The sequence below is a fragment of the Gemmata obscuriglobus genome, assembly GCF_008065095.1.
GTDB lineage: Bacteria > Planctomycetota > Planctomycetia > Gemmatales > Gemmataceae > Gemmata > Gemmata obscuriglobus.
This window is the reverse complement of sequence record NZ_CP042911.1, coordinates 2,689,486-2,711,489: the sequence shown is the minus strand read 5'-3', so window position 1 is coordinate 2,711,489 and position 22,004 is coordinate 2,689,486. Positions and strand designations below refer to the sequence as shown.

At 66.6% G+C, this 22,004-nt stretch carries 20 protein-coding genes; 12 read left to right on the top strand and 8 right to left on the bottom strand.

Features of this window, described 5'->3' with window-relative positions:
• Positions 1-25 precede the first annotated feature (25 nt).
• Positions 26-883, top strand: a complete 858-nt coding sequence (locus GobsT_RS11245) for a sugar phosphate isomerase/epimerase family protein (RefSeq protein ID WP_010033910.1) — start codon at positions 26-28, stop codon at positions 881-883.
• Positions 884-897: 14 nt separating this feature from the next.
• Complete coding sequence (locus GobsT_RS11240) at positions 898-2,328, top strand: CehA/McbA family metallohydrolase domain-containing protein (protein ID WP_010033913.1); 1,431 nt, start codon at positions 898-900, stop codon at positions 2,326-2,328.
• An 87-nt stretch (positions 2,329-2,415) separates the two neighbouring features.
• Here GobsT_RS11240 and GobsT_RS11235 read toward each other — a convergent pair whose 3' ends face one another.
• Together GobsT_RS11235 and GobsT_RS11230 are read right to left on the bottom strand one after the other, a co-directional pair.
• The gene (locus GobsT_RS11235; protein WP_010033916.1) at positions 2,416-3,117 is read right to left on the bottom strand and encodes a hypothetical protein; all 702 of its coding nucleotides are present in this window, start codon (positions 3,115-3,117) and stop codon (positions 2,416-2,418) included.
• 31 nt (positions 3,118-3,148) lie between these two features.
• Positions 3,149-3,595 carry a hypothetical protein gene (locus GobsT_RS11230; protein WP_010033918.1) on the bottom strand — a complete coding sequence of 149 codons (447 nt, stop codon included), beginning with the start codon at positions 3,593-3,595 and terminating at the stop codon, positions 3,149-3,151.
• Positions 3,596-4,068: 473 nt separating this feature from the next.
• On the opposite strand from GobsT_RS11230, the gene GobsT_RS11225 reads away from it, so the two are divergent.
• The gene (locus GobsT_RS11225; protein ID WP_010033925.1) at positions 4,069-7,791 is read left to right on the top strand and encodes a sigma-70 family RNA polymerase sigma factor; all 3,723 of its coding nucleotides are present in this window, start codon (positions 4,069-4,071) and stop codon (positions 7,789-7,791) included.
• Between the two features lie 481 nt (positions 7,792-8,272).
• Here GobsT_RS11225 and GobsT_RS11220 read toward each other — a convergent pair whose 3' ends face one another.
• On the bottom strand, positions 8,273-8,536 hold the full coding sequence (locus GobsT_RS11220; protein WP_010033928.1) for a hypothetical protein: 264 nt from the start codon (positions 8,534-8,536) through the stop codon (positions 8,273-8,275).
• 758 nt (positions 8,537-9,294) lie between these two features.
• On the opposite strand from GobsT_RS11220, the gene acnA reads away from it, so the two are divergent.
• The 4 genes from acnA to GobsT_RS11200 all read left to right on the top strand — a co-directional run bounded on the left by acnA (position 9,295) and on the right by GobsT_RS11200 (position 14,293).
• Positions 9,295-12,051 (top strand): aconitate hydratase AcnA, encoded by a 2,757-nt coding sequence (gene acnA, locus GobsT_RS11215; protein WP_010033930.1) that lies wholly within the window; start codon positions 9,295-9,297, stop codon positions 12,049-12,051.
• Between the two features lie 67 nt (positions 12,052-12,118).
• Positions 12,119-12,730: a hypothetical protein gene (locus tag GobsT_RS11210; protein WP_010033933.1), complete on the top strand. Its 612-nt coding sequence runs from the start codon at positions 12,119-12,121 to the stop codon at positions 12,728-12,730.
• Between the two features lie 81 nt (positions 12,731-12,811).
• A complete protein-coding gene (locus GobsT_RS11205) occupies positions 12,812-13,804 on the top strand; it encodes a hypothetical protein (protein ID WP_010033936.1) in 993 nt (330 codons plus the stop codon).
• Between the two features lie 27 nt (positions 13,805-13,831).
• Complete coding sequence (locus GobsT_RS11200; RefSeq protein ID WP_010033937.1) at positions 13,832-14,293, top strand: DUF4328 domain-containing protein; 462 nt, start codon at positions 13,832-13,834, stop codon at positions 14,291-14,293.
• Between the two features lie 9 nt (positions 14,294-14,302).
• Here the strand turns inward: GobsT_RS11200 and GobsT_RS11195 are convergent, their stop codons facing one another.
• From GobsT_RS11195 to GobsT_RS11180, 4 genes are read right to left on the bottom strand one after another with little or no spacing between them, the layout of a single operon-like run.
• Positions 14,303-15,175, bottom strand: a complete 873-nt coding sequence (locus tag GobsT_RS11195) for a DNA/RNA non-specific endonuclease (protein ID WP_010033938.1) — start codon at positions 15,173-15,175, stop codon at positions 14,303-14,305.
• A 17-nt stretch (positions 15,176-15,192) separates the two neighbouring features.
• Positions 15,193-15,567, bottom strand: coding sequence for a nuclease A inhibitor family protein (locus GobsT_RS11190; protein WP_010033939.1), 375 nt, complete (start codon positions 15,565-15,567; stop codon positions 15,193-15,195).
• Between the two features lie 11 nt (positions 15,568-15,578).
• Positions 15,579-16,421: a DNA/RNA non-specific endonuclease gene (locus GobsT_RS11185; RefSeq protein ID WP_010033944.1), complete on the bottom strand. Its 843-nt coding sequence runs from the start codon at positions 16,419-16,421 to the stop codon at positions 15,579-15,581.
• Positions 16,422-16,454: 33 nt separating this feature from the next.
• A complete protein-coding gene (locus tag GobsT_RS11180; RefSeq protein ID WP_010033947.1) occupies positions 16,455-17,531 on the bottom strand; it encodes an NHL domain-containing protein in 1,077 nt (358 codons plus the stop codon).
• A gap of 100 nt (positions 17,532-17,631) precedes the next feature.
• Between GobsT_RS11180 and GobsT_RS40455 the strand changes: the two genes are divergently transcribed.
• From GobsT_RS40455 to GobsT_RS11160, 5 genes are all read left to right on the top strand, one after another.
• Complete coding sequence (locus GobsT_RS40455; protein WP_010033950.1) at positions 17,632-17,757, top strand: hypothetical protein; 126 nt, start codon at positions 17,632-17,634, stop codon at positions 17,755-17,757.
• Between the two features lie 301 nt (positions 17,758-18,058).
• Positions 18,059-18,451: a hypothetical protein gene (locus tag GobsT_RS11175; protein WP_010033953.1), complete on the top strand. Its 393-nt coding sequence runs from the start codon at positions 18,059-18,061 to the stop codon at positions 18,449-18,451.
• 122 nt (positions 18,452-18,573) lie between these two features.
• Entirely contained in the window at positions 18,574-19,719 is a 1,146-nt protein-coding gene (locus GobsT_RS11170; protein WP_010033957.1) for an ISAs1-like element ISGob5 family transposase, read from the top strand.
• On the top strand, positions 19,716-20,819 hold the full coding sequence (locus tag GobsT_RS11165; RefSeq protein ID WP_010033960.1) for a hypothetical protein: 1,104 nt from the start codon (positions 19,716-19,718) through the stop codon (positions 20,817-20,819). The genes GobsT_RS11170 and GobsT_RS11165 overlap by 4 nt, the downstream gene beginning before the upstream one ends.
• 255 nt (positions 20,820-21,074) lie before the next feature.
• Positions 21,075-21,554, top strand: coding sequence for a hypothetical protein (locus GobsT_RS11160; protein ID WP_010033962.1), 480 nt, complete (start codon positions 21,075-21,077; stop codon positions 21,552-21,554).
• Between the two features lie 241 nt (positions 21,555-21,795).
• Here the strand turns inward: GobsT_RS11160 and GobsT_RS37665 are convergent, their stop codons facing one another.
• Positions 21,796-21,972 (bottom strand): hypothetical protein, encoded by a 177-nt coding sequence (locus tag GobsT_RS37665; RefSeq protein WP_010033964.1) that lies wholly within the window; start codon positions 21,970-21,972, stop codon positions 21,796-21,798.
• Positions 21,973-22,004: the final 32 nt, after the last annotated feature.

The window sequence follows — 22,004 nt, the reverse complement described above, 5'->3', positions numbered from 1 at the left end:
CACGCACCCTTTCGGTACAGACGTCATGTTCACTCTGTCCGCGTTCGCCGACGAGATCTCCCACGACCCGCGCGAGCAGATCGCGGTGCTGAAGGCGTGCCGCATCCGGTTCATCGAGTTCCGGTCCATCTACAAGACGAACGTCCTGGGGCTCACCGACGACCAGATCAAGGAGTTCAAGAAGCTCCTCGACGGCGAGGGCATGGGCCTGTCCGCGATCGGCTCGCCGGTCGGCAAGGTGGCGATCGACGCACCCTTCGAGCCGCACCTCGACAGGCTCAAGCGTGCCATCGAGTTGTGCCACGTGTTCGGCACGCCCGGCATCCGGGTGTTCAGCTACTACCCGCCGGGCAACGACCCCAAGTTCGATCCGGCCAACTGGCCCGCCCACCGGGACGAGGTGATCCGCCGCATGGGCGTCAAGGCCGAACTGGCGGCCAAGGGCGGGGTGGTGCTGTACCACGAGAACGAGCACCGCATTTTCGGCGACTCCCCGGACCGCGTCGCGGACATCCTCTCGACGGTCAACCACCCGGCGCTGCGCGGCGCCTACGACGCGGCCAACTACGCCTACGGCAACTTCGATCCGGTGGAGGGGTGGGAGAAGACGAAGGCGTGGACGGCCCACCTGCACATCAAGGACTGGAAGATGGGCGGGCACGCGGCCGGGCACGACTACGGGGTGATCCCGGGCACCGGCGACGGGCAGATCGCGCACAGCGTCCGCGACGCGGCGGCGCGGGGGTACAAGGGGTTCGCCGTGATGGAGCCCCACCTGCGGGGCGGCGGCCCGACCGGCGGCATCACCGGCCCGGACCTGTTCCCGTACGCCGTTCAGGCGTTCCGGACCATTCTCGACGAGGCCTGGGCGAAGTACGACTGACCCGGAATCGCATCATGCTGACGGTTCATTTGCGCGTCACCGACGCGGCGACGACGCGCCCCCTCCCGGTACGGGTCCGCGTGTCCGGGCCGGACGGGGCTCAGTACGCGCCGCTCGGGTTCTCGCCCCAGTTCCCGGGGGGGCGCAACGAGGCGGTCGGCGGCCAGTTGCGTGTGGGCCGCGAGCGGTGGTTCTACGTCGGCGGCGCGTGCGAAGTGCCGCTCCCGGCGGGCGTACCACTCCAAATTCAGGCGGCGAAAGGCCCGGAGTGGGTGCCGCTCGACGAGACGGTGACGCTCGGGGCGGGGCAGATCTCGTTGCGGTTCGCGCTGTCGCGCTGGGCGGACACGCGCCCCGACGGGTGGGCGACCGTCGACACCCGGTGCCACTTCCTGCCGCCGCACGCCGCGCTGCTCGAAGCCCGGGCCGAGGACCTCGACGTTGCGAACCTCCTCGCGGTCCCGTTCCCGCTGCTGGCGCTCGACGCGAACACCTACGCCACCGCCCCCAACATGCTGGCGTTCAGCGGGCAATCGCCGGCGCTGGTGGGAGACGGTTGCGCGGTGTACGTGAACACGTTCAACACGCACCCGGTGCTGGGGAAGGTGGCGCTGCTGAACTCGCACCGCCCGGTGCTGCCGCTGACCTTCGGGGGCGAGGAGTCCGACGACTGGGGCGTGTGCGACTGGGCGGACCAGTGCCACCGAAAGGGCGGGCTGGTGGTGTGGGCGGACGCGTTCGAAACCGCGGGCGGTGTCAGCGGGGGGGAGGCGCTGGTCGCGGCGGTGCTCGGGAAGGTGGACGCGATCGAGGTGGTTCAGAAGCCCGGCCGGTCGCCGCTCCTGCCGTGGGTGTACCGGCTGTGGGACGCCGGGGTGCGGGTGCCGCTCGTGGGCGCCAGCGCGAAAGACTCGAACGCGGTTCGGCTCGGCGTGACGCGAACGTACGCGCGCGTGAGTGGCGTACAGCCCTCTGACGACGCCCCTTCCGTGAGCCAGCAAGAGCGAGAAGGGGAGAAGGCTTCTTCTTGGCTGGAGGCGGTTCGCCGCGGGCGCACGTTCGTTACCGCCGGGCCGCTGCTCGATCTCGTTCTTGACGATTCATGTGCGACCGTAACCGCGCGGGCACACCCGAGTGCTCCCCGGGTTGAACTGGTCGCGAACGGAGCCGTGATCGCGGCGGGGGACGGCTCGGCGGCCGCTACTCTGGGTGAGCCCGGCTGGGTCGCGGCTCGCGTCACGGGCGCCAGCGGGTTCGCTCACACCTCGCCCATCGCGTTCGGGAGCCCGGCGCGGAAGTCCGAGGCCGTTTCGGCGCTGGTCGCGCTGATCGAGCAGACCCGCGACTGGGTCGAGACGCTCGGTCGGTTCGCCAATCCCAAGCGCAAGCAGGCCCTACTCGAACGTTGCGACGAAGCCGCACAGCGGTTGGCGGGCACCCCGTAGCGCCGCGCCCGCGGCGCAGGCACGACTAATACGCGTACCCGGTAATACGGCCGCTTTTGTTGACGAGCCGCTCCCTGGCCAGTAGTTTCAAGTGGTTGCGCTGGTTGTAAGTGTTTTGTGCGGTAATGTGATACATCGCGTGCGTGGGTACCGTGAGCGGATCCGTTGTGTGAGCCAGTCGAGCATCTGGGCTAACGGCAGTTCGGTCACCCATGCGTTCGGGTTCCGGTTCTGGGCGCGTGCGATCCGGAGGGTCAGGCACACCCATACTTGTCGCAACAACAACGCCACCCCTTCGAGCAGCAGTCGGTACTCGGGGTCGGTGCGGGTGGTCCACCCGCGGGCTTGATTCTTTTGTCGATAGCTGGTCTCGATCCCGAACCGCTCGCGGTACCGGCGGCGGCCCAGCCGAGCCCGGTTCGCCTCGGACACGGCGGTCGCATCGCCCCACCCGCGGAACGCGTACACCCGGGCCGCCCCTTCGCCCGTGCGCTCCCACACCAACACCCGGGTGGACACCGCCTGACGGGTCTTCTCGGTCACCCATTCCATCGTGGTGATGGTGCCCGACGGTTGGGTGTCGCACTCGTTGCGGCGGTTGGTGCCTTTGCCCTTCTTGCGGATCGGCACCGTGTCGTTCAGATCCCGTGCTTGCAGCAACAGCAGCGTTTCCCCGCTGTCGAACCCGGCGTCGAGCACCACCCCGCGGACCGTGAGCCCGCGGGCAACTACTTGATCCAGAAGGGTTTGCACCTGCTGGTGTGGCTTGGCGCCCTTCGTTACGCTCATCAGCCCGACGGTGTACCGCCGCCGCCGCTTATTAATCAGAACGTGGGCGGCGTACGCATGGAAGATGGAAGAATGAGGTGCCGGCCTTCTTGGGTCCGCCGATGATGCCCGGGGTGCTGCGGTCCCCGTAAAAGGGCACGTAATGCACGTCGATGGCGCACGTCCACCGGCGGGTCCGGTCCCGGCGGGTGAACCGTGCCACGCCGCGGAGCGCATCCACCAGCCGGGCCGTCAGCTGGTCCCGGGAGCCCAGGTTCGCGCGCACCGCCGGTCGCGCGGTCTGGTGGGAGAACCCGAAGTACCGGGTGACCACCGCGAACCGGGTGCGGGTGGTGCCCGCGACCAACAGCACCAGGTCCAACAACTGGGTGCGCGTCACCGACTGCTTGTAGTCGGTCCAACCGAGTGCCCGAGCCAACGTTCGCCGGGACAACGCATGGACCACCGCCGGGGTGATCGTAGAGTAACCGCGTCGCATGGGAGCTTCCCGTTCAAGTGCCTGAGAACCTTGAACTTAGGAACTCCCATGCGGCATATCCAGCCCCTTGAAACTACTGTGGCGGTCGCGGCTCGTCAAGAAAGCGACACCGCGGGTGGGTTCATGTATCAGTGACTACCGCCTCAGCAACCCGACAGCTTAGCGTAGACGGAGCACTAGGCTTTAAATCGACTGATTGTTTGTTTGATTTTACGCCCGTGCGGATGTTATCCCCGTGCGCGACCTCCAGTCTTGCTGTCCGCCAAAAAACCTCGAGATAGGGCCGTGCGGTACGGGGGCTCAATGGATCGCTCCAGAAAAGGTTGACCGGATCTACGGGGTTTCAAGTCACTCGGTCGTGAGCGCGCCCGCCCGGGCGAAACAAAATGTCGTGGGGCACCGAAATTGTCATGTCGTCCCGCGGGGCTCGTTGCTCTAGTTAGGTGAGCGTTCGAACCGAACTGAGAGCCCCGATGTCCCGTCGCACCCTCAGTAGACTCTTCCACGGACTGCGCCGTGCGGACGACGAGCGGCCCGACGCGGAACTGCTCGACCGCTTCTGCCGGGGCCGCGACCCGGCCGCATTCGAGGCGATCGTCCGCAAACATGGGCCGCGGGTCTTGTCCGCCGCGCGGCACGTCCTCGGCGCGTCGCCCGACGCCGAGGACGTGTTCCAGGCGGCCTTCTTGGCCCTCGTCCGGGAGGTCGATCGAATCCGTCGGCAACCGGCTCTGGGCGGGTGGCTGTACAGCGTCGCCCACCGCCTGGCCCTGCGGACCCGCGCGGACGCCGCGCGGCGCGAACGGATCGAGGGTCAGTGGACCGGCCCCGCCGCGGCCGAACCGCCCGACCTGGCCGTGCGGGAGGTCGCCGACGTTCTGCACGAGGAGCTGAACCGGCTGCCGGACGCCCTCCGGCTCCCCCTCTTGCTGTGCTACTTCGACGGCATGACCCGGGACGAGGCCGCACGGGAACTCGGCGTCGGCGTCGATGTGCTCCGCGGCCGTCTGGAGCGCGGCCGCAGCCGGCTCCACGCCAAGCTCCTGCGACGGGGCGTCTCGCTCCCGACCGGCCTCCTGGCGGCGGCGGTGGGCTCGACGGCGGTCGCAGTCCCCGAATCCCTCGTCAGTGCCGTCGTCGCGAGCGCCGTTGCCACAAGCGACCGTGCCGTTCACACCCTCCGTCTCAAGGCCGTATCCATGATCCTGACCAAGACGCGACTGGCCGTCGCGGCCGTTGCGGCCGTCTGCCTCGTCTCTGCCGGCGTGGTCGTCATGGCTGCGTGGAGGCCCGACATGAACCCGCCGGTCACGGCGAACGCTCCTGAGCCGGCGCCAGAATCGGCCCGGGAGGCCGAGCCGCTCGCGCCGGTTGCGGCGGACGGCCCGCTCGCGATTACCGGCCGGGTGGTGGACGAGGCCGGTGCCGGCGCGGAGGGGGCGGAGGTCCGGTTCATCTCCTCCGAACCGAGCGACCCGGTTGTCGTTACCGACCGCACCGGCGCCTTCCGCCTGCCGCTGCCGCCCGATCGGGACTCTGCACGCTGGAGCATGCCGACCGTGGTTGCTGCAACGCCGGACGGCCGGCGGTTGGGGTTAAAACACGTCGACGCCCTCAAAGACGCCCGGGACGTGCGCGTGACCCTGCTGCCCGCCCGGGCCTCAACGGTCCGGGTGACGAACGCGGCCAAGCAACCCGTCGCCGGCGCCCGGGTCGTCCTGGTGTCCGCCGGGTTAGGACCACTGGCAACGGCGACAACGATCGGCGACGGCTCGGCAACCGTTCGCTACCCCGCGGGCACTGAAGGGGCCGATGTCGCGTTCGTGTTCGCGCTCAAAGACGGTGCCGGGTTCGACTACGTCACCACGCTGAAGACGAAGCGCGGGCGGGACCGCGAGCCACTGCCGGACGAGGTCGCCCTGACGCTGTCGGGGGCGCGGACGGTCCGCGTGAAGGCCGTCGACGGGGCCGGCAAACCGGTGGCGGGGGTGACGATCCTACCGTGGTACATCCAATTGCCTGGCAAGACGGAGCACGCCAACATCGGCGGCAACGGAGTCGTGCAGTCTGTCACGGACGCGGCCGGGGTGGCCACGTTCGACTGGATACCGGTGGGCGACACGGACCAGGGGATACCCTTTATGTCCTACTCGCCCGATTACAGCTACTTTGAGCTGTTCAGCCTGAAACCGGGTGCGGCGGCCGCAGACGGGACGATGCGAATGATCCGCAAGGCACGGCTGACGGGGCGGGTGATCGGGGCCGACGGCCAGCCGGCGGTCGGGATCGCGATAAAAGCGAGCGGAGCCGGGGCCGCGTTCCACAACGGGCACGAGTCTACGACCACCCGACCCGACGGCACGTATGAGATGACCGTCAACGGGGAAGAGGCGTACGTGGTGGGCGTTGTCAACGACACGTGGGCCGCGGCGTGCCGCCCGTGCGTGGTGGCACGGGCGGGCGCCACGGTCGGCGGGCTCGACTTCCGGCTCGCGCAGGGCACGATCCTCCGCGGCCGGATGACCGTCGGTGACGGGAAGAAGCCCGCGGCCGGGGAGCATCTGTCGCTCCAGGAGTTGGGCGGGGAGTTTCCCGAGGAGTTGCGGGCGCCGGGCGACACGAAGCACCATTTTCTGTACCTCCACCGATCGGCGAAGACAGACGCCGACGGCAACTACCGGTTCTGCGTCGGGCCGGGCAATTACAACCTCATGCAGTCGCATGTCGTGAAGACGACCAAGATCACCGTGGGCCGCGAGCGTGAAGTGGTGACCGACCTCCACCTCACCCGGCCGAACCTGGCTCGCCTCGCCGGGACGGTGGTGGACGCCGGGGGGCGGCCGGTCGCGGGGGCGGCGGTCTACTCTACCGACATGGGGCACACCGACCGCATTCCGTTCGAGGCGACAACGGCCGCCGACGGGTCGTTCTCGGGCGAGCGGGTCGCGGTCCCGGCGGCCGTGTACGCCCGGTCGGCCGACAAGTCCCAGGCCGGCCTGGTGCGGATCACGGCCGACCAGCAAAAGGTCACGGTCCGCGTCGGGCCACTGGCCGCCGCCCGCGGGCGTCTACTCGACCACGAGGGCAAGCCCGTGGCCGGGGGGCGGGTGAAGTACGGCGTCCATATCCCAGCCAGCGAGCAACCGAACGCCCCGTACTACGTCGCTTACGGCGGGGTCGCAATCTCGGACGGCGACGGGTGGTACACCTGCACTGGAATGCTGGTCGGGGAGGAGTACCACCTCAGCCACGAGGAGACCCCGGACCGCGGCCCCTGGATGGGGCTGACGACTCTGACGCCGACGAAGGCGGAAACGATCTCGGTCGGCGACACGAAACTCGCCAAGCCGTACCGCCCGCCGACTCCGGAAGAGAAGGTCGCCCGGTTCTTCGCCCCGCGGGGCGACCTGGCCAAGCGCGTGGCTTCCGCCCGGACCGAAGCCGACCGCTATCACCAACGGGTGCTGCTCGTCGCCGGCGATCCCCGCGAGGCGCCGACCCGGGCGCTGGTCGAACTGATCGAGAAGCAGCGGACCGTCTCGGCGGCGCTGGGCGATTTCGAGCGGGTGGTCGTGTCGGTGGAGGACAACACGGGGATCGCCGCGTTCCGGGATGGGTACGACCGCGACCGGAAGCTCGCCCGGTGGCCGGCGCTCATCGTTCTGGGCGACGACGGAAAGGTGCTCGCCGCGAAGTGCCCGTCCCTGGACGACCCGAAGACCGCGGCGGCGGACATTCAGGCGTTCCTGGCGGCACACACCCGGACGCGCCCGGACGCGAAGGCGCTGCTCACCGCGGCTCAAGCGCAGGCCCGAGCGGAGGGGAAACGGGTGTTCCTGAAAGAGGGGGCGTCGTGGTGCGGCCCTTGCCGGCTGCTGTCCCGCTTCCTGGAGCAGCACCGGGCCGTTCTGGAACCGCACTTCGTGTTCGTAGACATCGACAGCGGGCGGTACGCCCACGGCCGTGAAGTGATGGAGCGTTACCGCGGCAAGGAGGGCGGCGGCATCCCGTGGTGCGCCGTCCTCGACGCGGACGGCAAGATGCTCGCGAACTGGAACGGACCGGACGGCAACATCGGCTTCCCGACCGAACCCAGGTCGGCCGAGCATTTCCTCAGGGTGCTAGCCGACACGGCCCCCAAACTGGCGGCCGACGAGCGAGAGAAACTCGGGCAGGCGCTCAAGAAGGCACCGTGAGTCGCGCTTTCCGAAGCGCCAGGGCGGGGGAGCCGTCCTGGCGGTATCGTCACGCGGTCGGCGCGGCAAACGGCTGTGGGGCCGCGGGCCGCACAGCCGCACGAGCAAGAGGTGGAACAATCACTTCGGGAACGGGCGTGGGATGGTTTTTTTTTTCGAATGGACTGATTATTAAGCTGTTGTTTCCAATTTGGGTCTGGTTCAGGTGGTAAGCGCGGCTTTTCGCCCGCACTGGTGTCGGAATGGACGAACGGGTAGAGCTTCGTTCCGGCCCACACGTGCCTTGCGTTTGCCGAAGGAGGTTTTGACAGGATCGACAGGATGAACGGGAATGAAGGCCGATCGTCTTGATCCGGTTCATCCGCCCGTGTCGGAGTCAGCTCAAGCCAGATTGCGAGGAAGTGGACGAAAAAATGACCCGTTGCGAGTAGCTTTGAGCCACGACAGCAACGGGTTGAAAGTAGCGCCAGTTACGAACGACTTACTGCGGCATCTTCCGAACGGGTGAGTAGGCCGGCTTCTTGCCGCCCCGGTTGGCGTAGTTGTCGCCGGACGTGCCACGCGCCAGCCGCTCGGCTTCTTGCTCGGTCTTCAGTCCCGAGTGCAGGAGCGTGTGCAGGCCCGGTTGGGCCGCCTCGATCGCTAACCATTCCCGCTGCTCGCACACCACATTCGCGGTGTCCTTGCCCTTGTTCAGGGACATCCGGTACACCACCCAGGCGTGACAAACTTCTTGAACGCGCATCGGGTCTCCGCTTACGGGCGAAGTTTCATCATAGCCGCAAAGTGCCGTCCGTTCTGCGCCTAATTCGCACGCTTCTAAAAAAACTTGTGCGAGACGTGGGGTGAACTCGTACCTCCGGCCCCCCCCTGGGGCTGCCTTGCCGAACCCGTCGTTCACCCCGAACGGGAGTACGGCCCCGAGCGCCGCGCTCGGCCGCACCTCAATTGCCTTCCCCTTTCATTCAACCGTGGCCCCGATCACCGTCGCGCGGATCTCCGGGGTTCGGACATCTGCTAGCGGCGATCTCGGTTCGCTGGTACGGAGCGACCCGCGACGCGCGTGCTTTGCGCACGATCTGGCTCACAGAGAGTAACCGAAGTCGATTCCGATTGCTGCTAATGAGTTCGGCGCAATCTTTTTTGATTATGCCACTTGTGCCGTGGCGGCGGCGTGCGGCCGGCACGGCGTTCCGGAAGGCGGCTCGGGCCGGCGGCCCACCCGGCGCGGCGCGAACCCCAGAGCTACCACGCGAAGTACCTGAGGGACCGATTGCCCGGCCCGTGGCGCGTGAGGGAACACGGAAAGATCCTCTCGCTTCAGTCGAAGACCAGGAGCGGGGCGGCGATTTCTCGGGCCTCGGCCTGCTGCCTCTTCTTTGGTGCTTTTTGTGGCCGTCCCTCTTCTCTGTCTGATCGTTCCGCCCCCACTACCCACTGCCCACTCCATCTCCAACAATACCCAGATCAGCGCTCACTCACTCCTGCCCGCGGGTCCCAGTCATGCCGAACAGCTTCGGAAGCCTCTCCACCCTGTCCGTCGGCGGCAAGCCGTACACGATTCACAAGCTCGCGGCGGTCGAGGCGGTCCACCCGCAGGCGAAGAAGCTCCCGTACTCGCTCAAGATCCTGCTCGAGAACCTGCTCCGCACGGAGGGCGTCAGCCTCGCGGTGCGCAAGGCCGACATCGACGCGCTGGCGCTCTGGCAGCCGAAGGCCGAGCCGAACGTGGAGATCGCGTTCACGCCGGCCCGCGTGCTCATGCAGGACTTCACCGGCGTGCCGTGCGTCGTGGACCTCGCGGCCATGCGCGACGCCATGAAGACGCTCGGCGGCGACCCCGCGAAGATCAACCCGCTGGTGCCCGTCGAGCTGGTCATCGACCACTCGGTGCAGGTGGACGAGTACGGCACCGACCACGCGTTCCGCGACAACGTGGCGCTGGAGTACGAGCGGAACCAGGAGCGGTACACGTTCCTGCGGTGGGGCCAGAACGCGTTCCGCAACTTCAAGGTGGTGCCGCCGGGCACCGGGATCTGCCACCAGGTGAACCTCGAGCACCTGGCGCGCGGGGTGTTCACCGACGCGCACGGCGTGGCGTACCCGGACACGCTGGTGGGCACCGACAGCCACACCACGATGATCAACGGGCTCGGGGTGCTGGGCTGGGGCGTCGGCGGGATCGAGGCCGAGGCCGCCATGCTGGGCCAGCCGGTGTCCATGCTGATCCCGCAGGTGATCGGGTTCAAGCTGTCCGGCAAGCTGTCCCCGGGCGCCACCGCCACGGACCTGGTGCTGACGGTCACGCAGATGCTCCGCAAGAAGGGCGTGGTCGGCAAGTTCGTGGAGTTCTTCGGCCCGGGGCTGGCCGACCTGCCGCTGGCGGACCGGGCGACCATCGCGAACATGGCGCCCGAGTACGGGGCCACGTGCGGCATCTTCCCGGTGGACGCCGAGACGCTCCGGTTCCTCACCCTGACCGGCCGCCCCGCGGAGCTGGTGAACCTGGTCGAGGCGTACTACAAGGAGCAGGGGCTGTTCCACGACGCGCACACGCCCGAGGCCAGCTACACCGACACGCTCGAGCTCGACCTGTCCACGGTGGAGTCGAGCCTCGCCGGCCCGACCCGGCCGCAGGACCGCGTCCCGCTCCGGACGATGAAGGCGGCGTTCGCCGAGGCGCTGCCCAAGCTGAAGGCCGGGGTGAAGAAGCCGACCGCCGTGCCACTGGCGCTGGCCGCCCCGGCGACCGGGCCGTTCGGCGCCAAGGAGCCGGCCGCGGTGACGGTGCCGCCGGGCGCGCTGCACGACGGCTCGGTGGTGATCGCCGCCATCACGAGCTGCACGAACACCTCCAACCCGTCGGTCATGATGGCCGCCGGGGTGCTGGCGAAGAAGGCCGTGGCCCGGGGGCTGAGCACGCAGCCCTGGGTGAAGACCTCGCTGGCCCCGGGGTCGCAGGTGGTCACCGACTACCTCACGAACGCCGGGGTGCTGACCGACCTGGAGAAGCTCCGGTTCAACGTGGTCGGGTACGGCTGCACCACCTGCATCGGCAACTCCGGCCCGCTCCCGGAGGCCGTGTCCCGCGAGGTCGGGGCCGAGGGGCTGGTGGTGTCGGCGGTGCTGAGCGGGAACCGGAACTTCGAGGGCCGCGTCCACCCCGAGGTGCGGGCGAACTACCTCGCCTCCCCGCCGCTGGTGGTGGCCTACGCGCTGGCGGGCCGCGTGGACATCGACTGGGAGAGCGAGCCGGTCGGCACCGGCGCGGACGGCGCCCCGGTGTTCCTCAAGGACATCTGGCCGACGCACGAGGAGGTCGCGTCCGCGGTCGGCTCGTCCATCAAGAAGGAGTCGTTCGAGCGGATCTACGGGGCCGTGTACGAGGGCGACGCGTCGTGGAAGGCGCTCCGCGTGCCGACCGGCGACCTGTACGCGTGGGACGCCAGCTCGACGTACATCGCCAACCCGCCGTACTTCCGCGGGATGGGCGTGATGCCGCCGGCCATCGCCGAGATCACCGGGGCGCGGGTGCTGGCGCTCCTGGGCGACAGCATCACCACCGACCACATCTCGCCGGCCGGCAACATCAAGAAGGACTCCCCCGCCGGCAAGTACCTGCTCGACCACGGGGTGGAGCAGAAAGACTTCAACCAGTACGGGGCGCGGCGCGGGCACCACGACGTGATGATGCGCGGCACGTTCGCCAACGTGCGGCTGCGGAACCGGCTGGTGCCGCCCCGCGAGGACGGCACCCCGGTCGAGGGCGGGTTCACCCGGCACCTGCCCGGCACCGAGGTGGTGAGCATCTTCGACGCCTCGATGGCGTACCAGAAGGACGGCGTCCCGCTCATCATCCTGGGCGGCAAGGAGTACGGGTCGGGCTCGTCGCGCGACTGGGCGGCGAAGGGGACCAACCTCCTGGGCGTGAAGGCGGTGCTGGCGGAGAGCTACGAGCGCATCCACCGCAGCAACCTGGTCGGCATGGGGGTGGTGCCGCTGCAGTTCAAGGCCGGCGAGAGCGCCGCGAGCCATGGGCTGACCGGCGACGAGACGTTCGACATCGGCGGGCTGGTGGCGGGGCTGGACAAGAACTTCGACGGCGCGGCGCGCGAGCTGACCGTGACCGCGACCAAGCCCGACGGCACGACGGTGGCGTTCAAGGCGGTGTGCCGGATCGACACCCCGCAAGAGGTGCAGTACTACAAGAACGGCGGCATCCTGCCGTACGTGCTGCGGCAGTTGCTCGCCGCGAAGTGACGCGAACGCTGAGCGGCCCCGTTCGGGGCCGCTTTCTTTGTACCCGACGGTTCAAGAGGATGCGGTGATGTCGCCCCCGACCTTGCTCGCGCAAAACAACGGCCCGGACGCGATTGTGGTGGCCGTCATCGCGGGCGTGTGCGGCTTCTACCTGCTGCTGTTCGTCGCCAGCATCTTCTACCTTTTGACCCTCTCGCGGGCGCTCGCTCAGTGCCACCCCCTTAACCGGACGATGGAGCCGGCGATGGTGTGGCTGAACCTGATCCCGTTCTTCAACCTCGTGTGGATTTTTATCACCATCATTCGCGTGACCGAGACGCTCAGGGACGAGCACCGGGAGCGGGGGTGGCACCGGCGCGGCGAGGACTACGGGCAGACCCTTGGCATCGTGGCCAGCGCGCTGGGCGCGCTCAGCCTCGTGTTGGGCTACTGCGGGCTGCCCGCGTTCGTGGGCGGGCTCGTGTGCTGGATTCTGTACTGGGTGAAGGTCTCGAATTTGAGCCGCCGGCTGGAGTTACGCTACCGGGACGACGATTACGACACCGACGCGAGCGACGATTACGACGACGATTACGACGACGGGCGGAACGGCCGCGGCCGGTCGCCCCGGAGACGGAACGTCGATGAGGACGACAACGAAGACGACGACGGCCGGCACCCGCCCGGGAACCGGTGGTGACCGGCTCTCGTCGACGAGTAAAACCACCTGTGCCCGGCACGTTCCGAGCGGGCCGGCACCCCAATTTGAAGCGAGAGCCCGATGAACGACGCACTGCTCCGAGTGGCGACCGGCTTCAAGCTGATCTTGTACGGTATGATTATCACAATAGTGTCCGTCGCGGTTCTGTTCGTGGGGGCGTGCCTCGTCGGCATGGCCGGGGCCGCCGCCGCCGGCCCCGGCGGCAGGGGGAACGGCCCACCCGGCGCGCCGATGGCCGCGTTCGGCGGGATGATGATCCTGATGGTGATTTTCGCCGGCCTGTGGCTGCTCGGGGCCGTACTCGGGCTGATCGGCCGGGTGATGTGTCTCGCGGTGCCGCCGCAGGCAGCGTCGGCAAAGTCGCTCATCACCATCGCTGTGGTGATGGAACTCGGCAGCGTCGGCGCCAACCTGTTCAGCATCGCGGACAACGTCGGGGGCAACTTTTTGCCCCCGGCAGCGAAGCTTGTGCTCTCCGGGGTCACGTTACTGGGCGGACTGCTCGCGACGATCCTGTTCCTGCTGTTCACGCGGTCGCTGGCCAAATTCATCCGCTCCTCGGCTCTGGCCTCGCGGGCGATGCTGGTCATGTGGCTGGGCGTGGCTGCGGCCGTGTGTTACCTCATCGCCATCGTGACCATCTTCGCCGGGATGGGGGCCATGATGGCCGGCGGGGGGCCGGGGGGCGCCGGGGGCGGGGGCGGTGCCCCCCCCGCGGGGCCGATGGCGGTCGCCGTGATCGTCGGCGGGCTGCTGAGCATGCTCGCCTTACTCATCGCCCTCGTCGGGAGCATCTTTTACGTGATGCTGCTGGTCGGCATGTCTTCGGCACTCCGGACGTACGTCCGCCGCCGGCGGAGCGACTACGACGACGAGGACTACAGCGACGACGAGGATTACGACGACGAGAATTACGAGGACGAGGATTACGACCGGCCGCGGCGCCGCGCCCGTGATGACGAGTACGACGACGGGGATGACCGCCCGCGGCGCCGGGACCGTGATGATTACGATGACGACGACCGCAAACCGTGGGACCGCCCGCGGCGCTGACCCCCGTTCGCTCAGGTGAGCCCGCCCATGTTCGATAGCGATTTCTTCGAAGTGCTGTGCGGGCTCGGGTGCTTCGTCACCTCGGTCGTGCTGGCGATCGTTTTGGCGGCCGGGTTCTTGTCGGCGCTTCAGAAGGCGCTGCTCCGGGTGGAGCCGGAGAACCGCCGCATGTCGCCGGGGCAGGTGTGGCTGAACCTGATCCCGATCTTCAACTTGGTCTGGTGTACGGTGACCGTGGAGCGGGTCGCCGAGTCGCTGCGGAACGAGTTCCTGGCCCGCCAGATGCACAGCCGCCGCGAGACCTACGGGCGCACCCGGGGGCTCACCCTGCTCACGCTGCTGGCGAGCGGCGTGCTGTTCTACCCGGCGTTCATCACGTACCCCATCGCGTTCGTGTACGCGATCCTGTACTGGCGCCAGATCTCGCGGTACGCGGAGCGGCTGAAGCCGGGGGCGTACGCGCCGCCCCCGACCGACGAGGCGTGGTGACCGCGGGCGCTACGGCTCGCGGGCCTTCAGCGGCGCCGCGACATCATCGGGGACGAGCGGGAAGAACTTGTAACCGGTGCGCTGCTCGACCGTCGCCACGGACACCTGATACGGCTTCCACGCCTCCGGGACGCTCTGGTCGTTGGGCATCCAGACCGCCAGCATTTTGCTATCGGGGCCGGGGCGGGCGTTTCCGGCCGGGACCACCAGCACCACCTTCCAGGTCGCGCTCGGCACGTTCACCTTCGCGCCCCCGATGGTGTCGTGCGGGCCTTTCTCGCCGGTGCCGCCGGTGCCGTGCGGGCCGGCCGCGATGTGCAGTTCGCTGCCGTCCCGGGTGAGGTCGCGGCAGTGTGACTCGAACCGCTCCCACCCGCCCCGGTTGCACGCCGGCGACTGGGGGACGATGTTGGTCGTGTAGAACGTGGCCGCGTTGTTGTCCGCGCTGTCGGTGCGGTCCTTCGAGGGGCACAGGTGGCCGCGGTCGAACCCGCTGCCGGTGTAGTCGTCGTGCTTCACCTTGCGGAACGAGCCCGGCAACTCGGGATCGGGATCGAAGTGCGACAGCCGCGGGGTGTTGCCGATGTCGCCTTTCGTCAGGTTCCAGCACACCCAGTTCGCGGTCCGCTTCGTGTCGTTGTAGGACAGCGTGTACTGCGGCCGTTCGATGAGGTACGCGTCCCGGCTGTTCGGGTCGCGTTCGGCCGGCGCCGGCGTCCCGAACCGCACGTTGCGGTTGTCGCCGGTCGGCCCGCCCGGCGGCGCGTGCTTCTCCTGCTGAATCCGCAGGAGCGCGGCGATGCCGCCGATGATGAGGATCAGCACGCCGGCCACGATCCGTTGGGTCGGCGTCAGGGTATCCAGAAAGTTCTTCGAGGCCATTCCTCAGCTCCCGCGACTCACGTCTCCACGACCTTGGTCTTCACGCCCGCGTACCGGCCGTCGGTGGTGCGGCCCACGATGTACACGTCGATCTCGGTTTCGCCGACCTTGAACACCGCGGCGCCGCTCAGGTGGTGGGCCAGCACCGCGAACAGCGGCAGGAACGGGCCGCGCCCCTCGTCGGGGATGGTGCGGGTGAGGTCCGCCAGCGTGAGCCGCTCGACCGGCACCTCGGCATCAACTTTAGCGTTCGCACGAACGGCGGCCTCGTCGGGCGGGCCGTCGCCGCCGGGCCACGCGAACGCCTCCAGCGGCGCGTCCGTCTCGCTCGGGAACAGGAGCCCCTTGGCGGCCGACCGGAGTTCCTTCAGCACGGGGTCTTGCTTCGCCATTCTTCGCCTCGTTACTTTTTGTGTGGCGCGACCCGGACCGCGTCCGCCTTCTCTTTGAGCGCCGCCGCGACTTCTTCGGTGACCAGCGGGAAGAACTTCAGTTTCGTTTTCTTCTCGACTTCGGCCACGGGAACGCGGTACTTGGCCCAGTCGTATTCATCGACCGTGCCGTCGTTGGGCATCCATATCGCGATGGCGCGGCTGTGCCGGTTCGGGTTGGTGCCGCGGTCGAGCACCAGCACCACCTTCCACACGCTCGCGGGGACGGTGACGAACGGAGCGTGCTTGCCGATGGTGATCTTCCTGGTGCCGTCGCCGGCCGTGCCGCCGAGCCCATACGGACCGGCGGCAATGTACAACTCCTTACCGTCCTCGGCGAGTTCGCGGCAGTACCGCTCGAACTTCTCCCACGCGCCCTGGTTGCACTTGGGCGACTGCGGCACGACGTTGGTCATCACGAACACGGCGTCGTTGTCCGCCTCGGTGTCCGAGCGGTCCTTCGACGGGACCAAGTGGCCGCGGTCGAAGCCGCTGCCGGTGTAGACGCCGGACCCGATCGCGGCGAAATCCTTCGGCAGCCCCTTGTCCGGCGCGAACGCCCCGCGGGCGACCTTGCCGATGTCCTTCTTCGCGAGCTGCCAGCAGGCCCAGTTGGCGGTCTTGCGCTTGTCGTTGTAGGAGAGCACGTACTGCGGGCGCTCGATCAGGTACGCCTCTTTGTTGTCGGGGTCGGCCTTCGCCTCGCCCGGCATCCCGAACCGCACGTTGCGGTTCGCGAGGGGCTTGAGCGGTTGCGCGGCAGATGGCACCGCGGCCAACCCGACCGCGAGGAGGAGCAGGTAAATGCGTGTCATTGGCAACCTCGGTCCGGAGGGGCGCCGCGGGCTCTACTCGCGGGTGATTTTGAGCACGCGGCCGTTGTTCGCGTCGGAAATGTAGATGTCGCCGGTTTTCGGGTGAACGGTCACGCCGTGCGGCTGGTTGAACTCGGCCTTCAGCGGGTCGCCGCCGCCCAGGCTGTTACCCTTCTTACCGGTTCCGGCCACGGCGGTGAGGGTGCCCGCCTTCGGATCGAACCGCACGACCCGGTGGTTCTCGGTGTCGGCAATCAGGACCGTTCCGTCTTTATCGACGCAGAGGTGCTTGGGGCCGTTCATGGCGGCCTCGAGCGCCTTACCCGTGCCGCGGCCGGCCTTCCCGGTCCCGGCGACGGTGCGAATCGTCCCCTTCGGGTCCACCACGCGAAGCGCGTGGCCGCCGCGTTCGAGCACCCACAGGTTGCCGTCCTTATCCACCGCGTGCGCCCGCGGATCGACCAGCGGTTGCGTCCGCGCGTTCTCGCCGTCCTTCGGCACGCCCTTCTCGCCGTTCCCCGCGGCCGTGGTGACGGTCTGCGTCTTCATGTCGATTTTGCGGATGCGGCGGTTGTCGAGGTCCGTAACGTAGAGGTTCTTCTGCGCCGGGTCGAAGGCGACGCAAAACACGCCCCCGAACTTGGCGTCCTTCGCGGGGCCGCCGTCGCCGGAAAAGCCCTTCGTTCCGGTGCCGGCGAACGCCTTCACGGTGCCGGCTTCCGGGTCGAACACGCGGACGCGGTTGTTCCAGGTGTCGGCGAGGTAGACCGTGCCGCCGGGGCCAACGGCCAGCGAATGCATCCCGTTGAAGGTGGCTTGCGCGGCCGGGCCGCCGTCGCCCTGATCGCCCTTCTTGCCCTCGGTTCCGGCGAGCGTCACCAGCTTCCCACCTGTGACGGCGCGAAGCCGCTCGCCCTTCGCCATCTCGACGATGTAGGTGGTGCCGCGGGCGTCGAAGTCCACGCCGAACGGTTGGAGCAGCTTGGCGGTGTTTGCTTCTGCGCCGTCGGGTCCGTTACCGCCGCCGGCGACGAGGGTGATCGTGTCGGCCCACGCGGTTGACGCGGAGAGCAGCACGAGGAGCGGTGCGAGCGCGCGGGGGTATGGCACGGGAGAACCTCCGGGGTTGAGGAGAGGGTACGCGGGTCGGGCTGTCGGCGTCAACGCGCACCGGATATGCTCGTGTGAATGCGAGTCACGGAGGTGCGCGGTGTTTCACCCGGTCGAACTGGTCCTGGCCCTGCTGGCGGTCACGGCGGCGCTGGCCCTGATCGCGCGCAAGCTGAGGGTGGCGGAACCGATCTTCCTCGTCGTCGGCGGGCTCAGGGGAATGTGAGGTCAGTTCGCGGTTTGCGCGCTCCTACCCGAAACTGCCTGGGAATGCGAGAAACGCCTTGGAATCATACAACCAAGTTCCGCAACCCCACTCCGGAGCATCCGGCAGGCCGATTTCACAAATCATTATCAAAAAGCGATTTGCGACACTCGGCCACATCGAAGCGTGTCAACTGCGCAAACCGTGAACTGATCTCGTTCGCTCTGAATTAAAAAAACTTTCGTTGACTAGCTTCCGTGCGCCGGTACCATCTGACCGCTCCTCGCGGTTGCGGGGCGCATTTCACACAACGGGAACCTTAATGTTGACCTCCGCCCTGTCGTCCCTGGTTCGCCGGCTCGGCTTGAATTCCTCCCTGCCGCAAACGTCTGCCCGCAAAAGTCCCAGCAACCGGTTCCGCCCGCGCTTGGATCAGTTCGAGGCGCGCGAGGTGCCGGCGACGTTCACGTGGCTCGGGACCGTCGGCACGAACGCGCTCGACGCCGGCAACTGGGCTGCCGCGTTCGAATCTACGCCTTGGGACGAAGAGCCGTACCACCCCCTGCCCATCGCCGGGGATAGCGTGATCTTCGGGGGCGGATTGGGCGCAGGTGCGGCACCGAACTGCGACGGGTTCATTGTGTCCGGTGGCGGGACGCTCAAATCGGTCAAGATCGACTACACGAACACAGGGCAAACGCACTCAATCCCCTAGGAATCGCTGGATTCTAGCTAATTTTGAGGCGTGTGATCGAGCGGCCATCGCTCGCCTCCTGCGCATGTGCGGCCCCGCCTCCATATGATTCTGGCGCGCCCTCACCGCCTCGGAGTCTGCCGATGAGTGCCGCCCCCGGCCCACGCCCGTTAATCGAGTACCTGTCCCAGATCCCGGATCCGCGGGTCGAGTTGAAGTGCTTCCACGACTTGATTGATGTACTCATGATCGTGACCTGTGGGACGATCGTCGGGGCCGATGACTTCGTGTCGATCGCCGAGTTCGCGCGGGCCAAGGAGTCCTGGTTCCGGGACCGGCTGGGGCTGACGCTGCGCAACGGGATTCCGTCCCACGACACCCTCAACCGGGTGTTCGCGCTGGTCCGCCCGGAGGCGTTCGGGCGGTGCTTCCGGGCGTGGGTCGCGGACGCCGCCGAGGGCCTCCGGGTGCCCCACATCCCGATCGACGGGAAGACCATGCGGGGGTCCAAGCGGGTCACCGGCACGGGGGCTCGCAAGGCCACACACATCGTCAGCGCATGGGCTCAGCAGTTGGGCCTCACGTTGGCCCAGGTGAAGACCGACGAGAAGTCCAACGAGATCACCGCGATCCCGGAACTGCTGGAGCGGCTGGACCTCGCGGGGGCCCTGGTGAGCATCGACGCGATGGGCACCCAGAAGGACATCGCCCAGCAGATCGTGGCCGCCAAGGGGGACTACCTGCTGGCGGTCAAGGACAACCAGCCGCGGCTGCTCGAGGACATCCAGCGGTTGGCCGAGGGGGCCCTAGAGGCGAGCTACGCGGGCCGCTCGACCGACCTCAACGAAGGAACGGGCCACGGGCGCGAGGAGATGCGGTTCTGCTTCGTGATCGACGACCTGGAGTCGATCCGGGACCGGAATGTGTGGCCCCGGTTGCGGTCCGTCGTGGTGCTCGTCAGCAGCCGCACGGTCGCCGGTAGGACGAGCGACGAGGTGCGGTATTACATCAGCTCGCGGAAGGCATCGGCCAAGCGGTTCCAAACGTGGATCCGGGCTCATTGGTGCATCGAGAATTCATGCCATTGGGTGCTGGATGTCGCGTTCCGAGAAGACGACCACCGACTCCGTGAAGGGCACGGCCCGCAGAATATGGCCCTCGTGCGCAAGATCGCCTTGGCGATGTTGAAGAAGGCAAACGCCAAATGTGGGATCAAGAACCGGCGACTCAAGGCCGGATGGGATAATACCTACCTCGAACAGGTACTACTGAAAAATCCCGAGGATTGAGTGCGTTTGCCCTGTACACGAACACGGTCACGTTCGGCGGCCCGATTGCGACCAAAGAGTTTCTGATGGCTAGTGGAGCCATCTCACAGCCCACCTCCGGCACCGACCTCACCGTCACCGACACCTTCACCTGGACCGGGGGTACGCTGAACAGTGCGAGCACGGAATCAACCGTCTACCTGAATGGGGCGGTCGGCACGATCAGCAGCGCCGGGACGCTTACCTTGGGTAGCGCGTTGGTCGTGAACAACGGCGCCACTCTTGCCTCGGATGCGTCACTGAATTTTTCGCACGGCAGCCCGGTGACGGTCGATAACGCCACCATGACTATCAGCGCCGTCCCCATGGGCGGCATTGTATGGTCGGGTCCTGCTGGCAGCTACGATGACGGCAAGGCGAAAGTTGAACTGAAGACCAATGGGACGATCACTATTGGCACTAATGTTCAGTTCGATGCCAAGAATCGCACGTTTCTGAATAACGGCGGAAACTTGAATATAGAGGATGGTGCGTTTGCCAGCTTTGGTGCGAACCTCGCTCCTGCGAACCCTACAGCTCCGAAAAAGATCGATATCGTACAGAACAGTGGTACGATTACGATTAGCGGTGCCAATGGCACTCTCAAGAGCAAGTATGGCTCGATGAAGGTGAACGGCGGCAATCTAGTTGTCGATGTGGTAGGAGCCAATTCATCCACGGGGAAGGTGGATGCTCAGCTAACCATTGCTGGCGGGACTGTTAAGATGCTGGGTGGATATGGCACCTTGAAAGTCACCAAGGATTTGTATTGGATTGGCGGGACATTTCTATGCGGGCTAAATGTTGGCAATCAGGTAGCAGACAAGATAAGGGCCGATGAGAAGTTCTACATTGGGGGAAACGTCACTATTAGCATATACATCCCAAACTGGAACACGTTGCCACTGGGAGTGACCTTTACTGCCCGCGTTCTGGAAGCTGGAGGGGGCTTCAAGCCTGTGGTGGCGAATGAGGACATCGATATCACACTGGCTTTGCCTCCGGGGGGGCCTGGCTTGAAGCTCCAAGGCAGCACGCTTGTAATGGACGGTACAGAAGTTTACGATCTTGTGCCTGCCTAAGCTGGGAGTGATGCGCGATCTGGAGTAACTCGTATGCTGACGGGATTAACTGTTGCGATTATGTTTTTTGCCCTCCCGGTACAGGTTCCGGGGGGGCAAAAACAAGCGAGGCCGCAGGTGGAAGACCCCTGGGACTCGGGACCTCCGCCTGATCCTTCTGTTCCGTTCACGTGGAATTACTCAGGCCGTCATACTTCTGGATTTGTCCAGAAGGCAGACGCCCAAGGGATTACATTGTATTGGCCTGAGCGCCGGGTGCTCATCGAGGAGTTTAACCCCAGGACGGGTGCCCAGTTGTCGTTAAAGGAGAAGCACTATCCAGAGGTTCCGGCCAAGACATTCGCACTCGCTAGCGAGCTGGCCAAGGGTGGGTATGCCAAGACTTGGTCTGCTGACACCTACCGCATTACTGATGTTAAAGTTGGCGACAGGGTTTACATCCACTACGATCGCAAGGATGGCGTTGACACATGCAGAACCATTCGTATTCTTCGGCGGCCTGGCGGGGTTGTCCCCCCTCCGCCTGGAGAGAAAGCGTTGGACAAGGGTGAGCACCACGGTCGGATGAATGCTCACCAAGCGTGGGAGGAAAAAAGGACTCCCTACCCCCGGGAGTACATGCCCAGCTTCCTTGACAGAGATGGCCTCCTGTACGACAGCCCGTATCCGAGTGAGTCTATGACGATTGTAATCATTCCGCCCAAAGCGCCGATGCCGCGTTTGGTTCGGCCGTGATTGCGCCCATTAACCACAGTGGCTAATTACACTGTCCCGGTAGGGCAATTACCCTACCGAGTTTTTCGTTTTATTGGCTTGAGTCGAGCCTTTCGCTCGACGTGTTGTGAAAAATCGGAGCCCGGCAAGAGTTGTGATCTTGCCGGGCTCCTGCCACAACACATTGAAGCGAGCAAGAATCACGTCTGAAAAGCTCAACACATCCACGTACCCGCCGCCCCACAGATCTCCGCACCTGCCGTCAAATACGCTTCCGCCCACACCTCGCACCGCCGAACGGTTGGAGCAGCTTGGCGGTGGTCGCTTCCGCGCCGTCGGGTCCGTTACCGCCGCCGGCGACGAGGGTGATCGTGTCGGCCCACGCGGTTGACGCGGAGAGCAGCACGAGGAGCGGTGCGATCGCGCGGGGGTATGGCATGGCGGAACCTCCGGGGTTGAGGAGAGGGTACG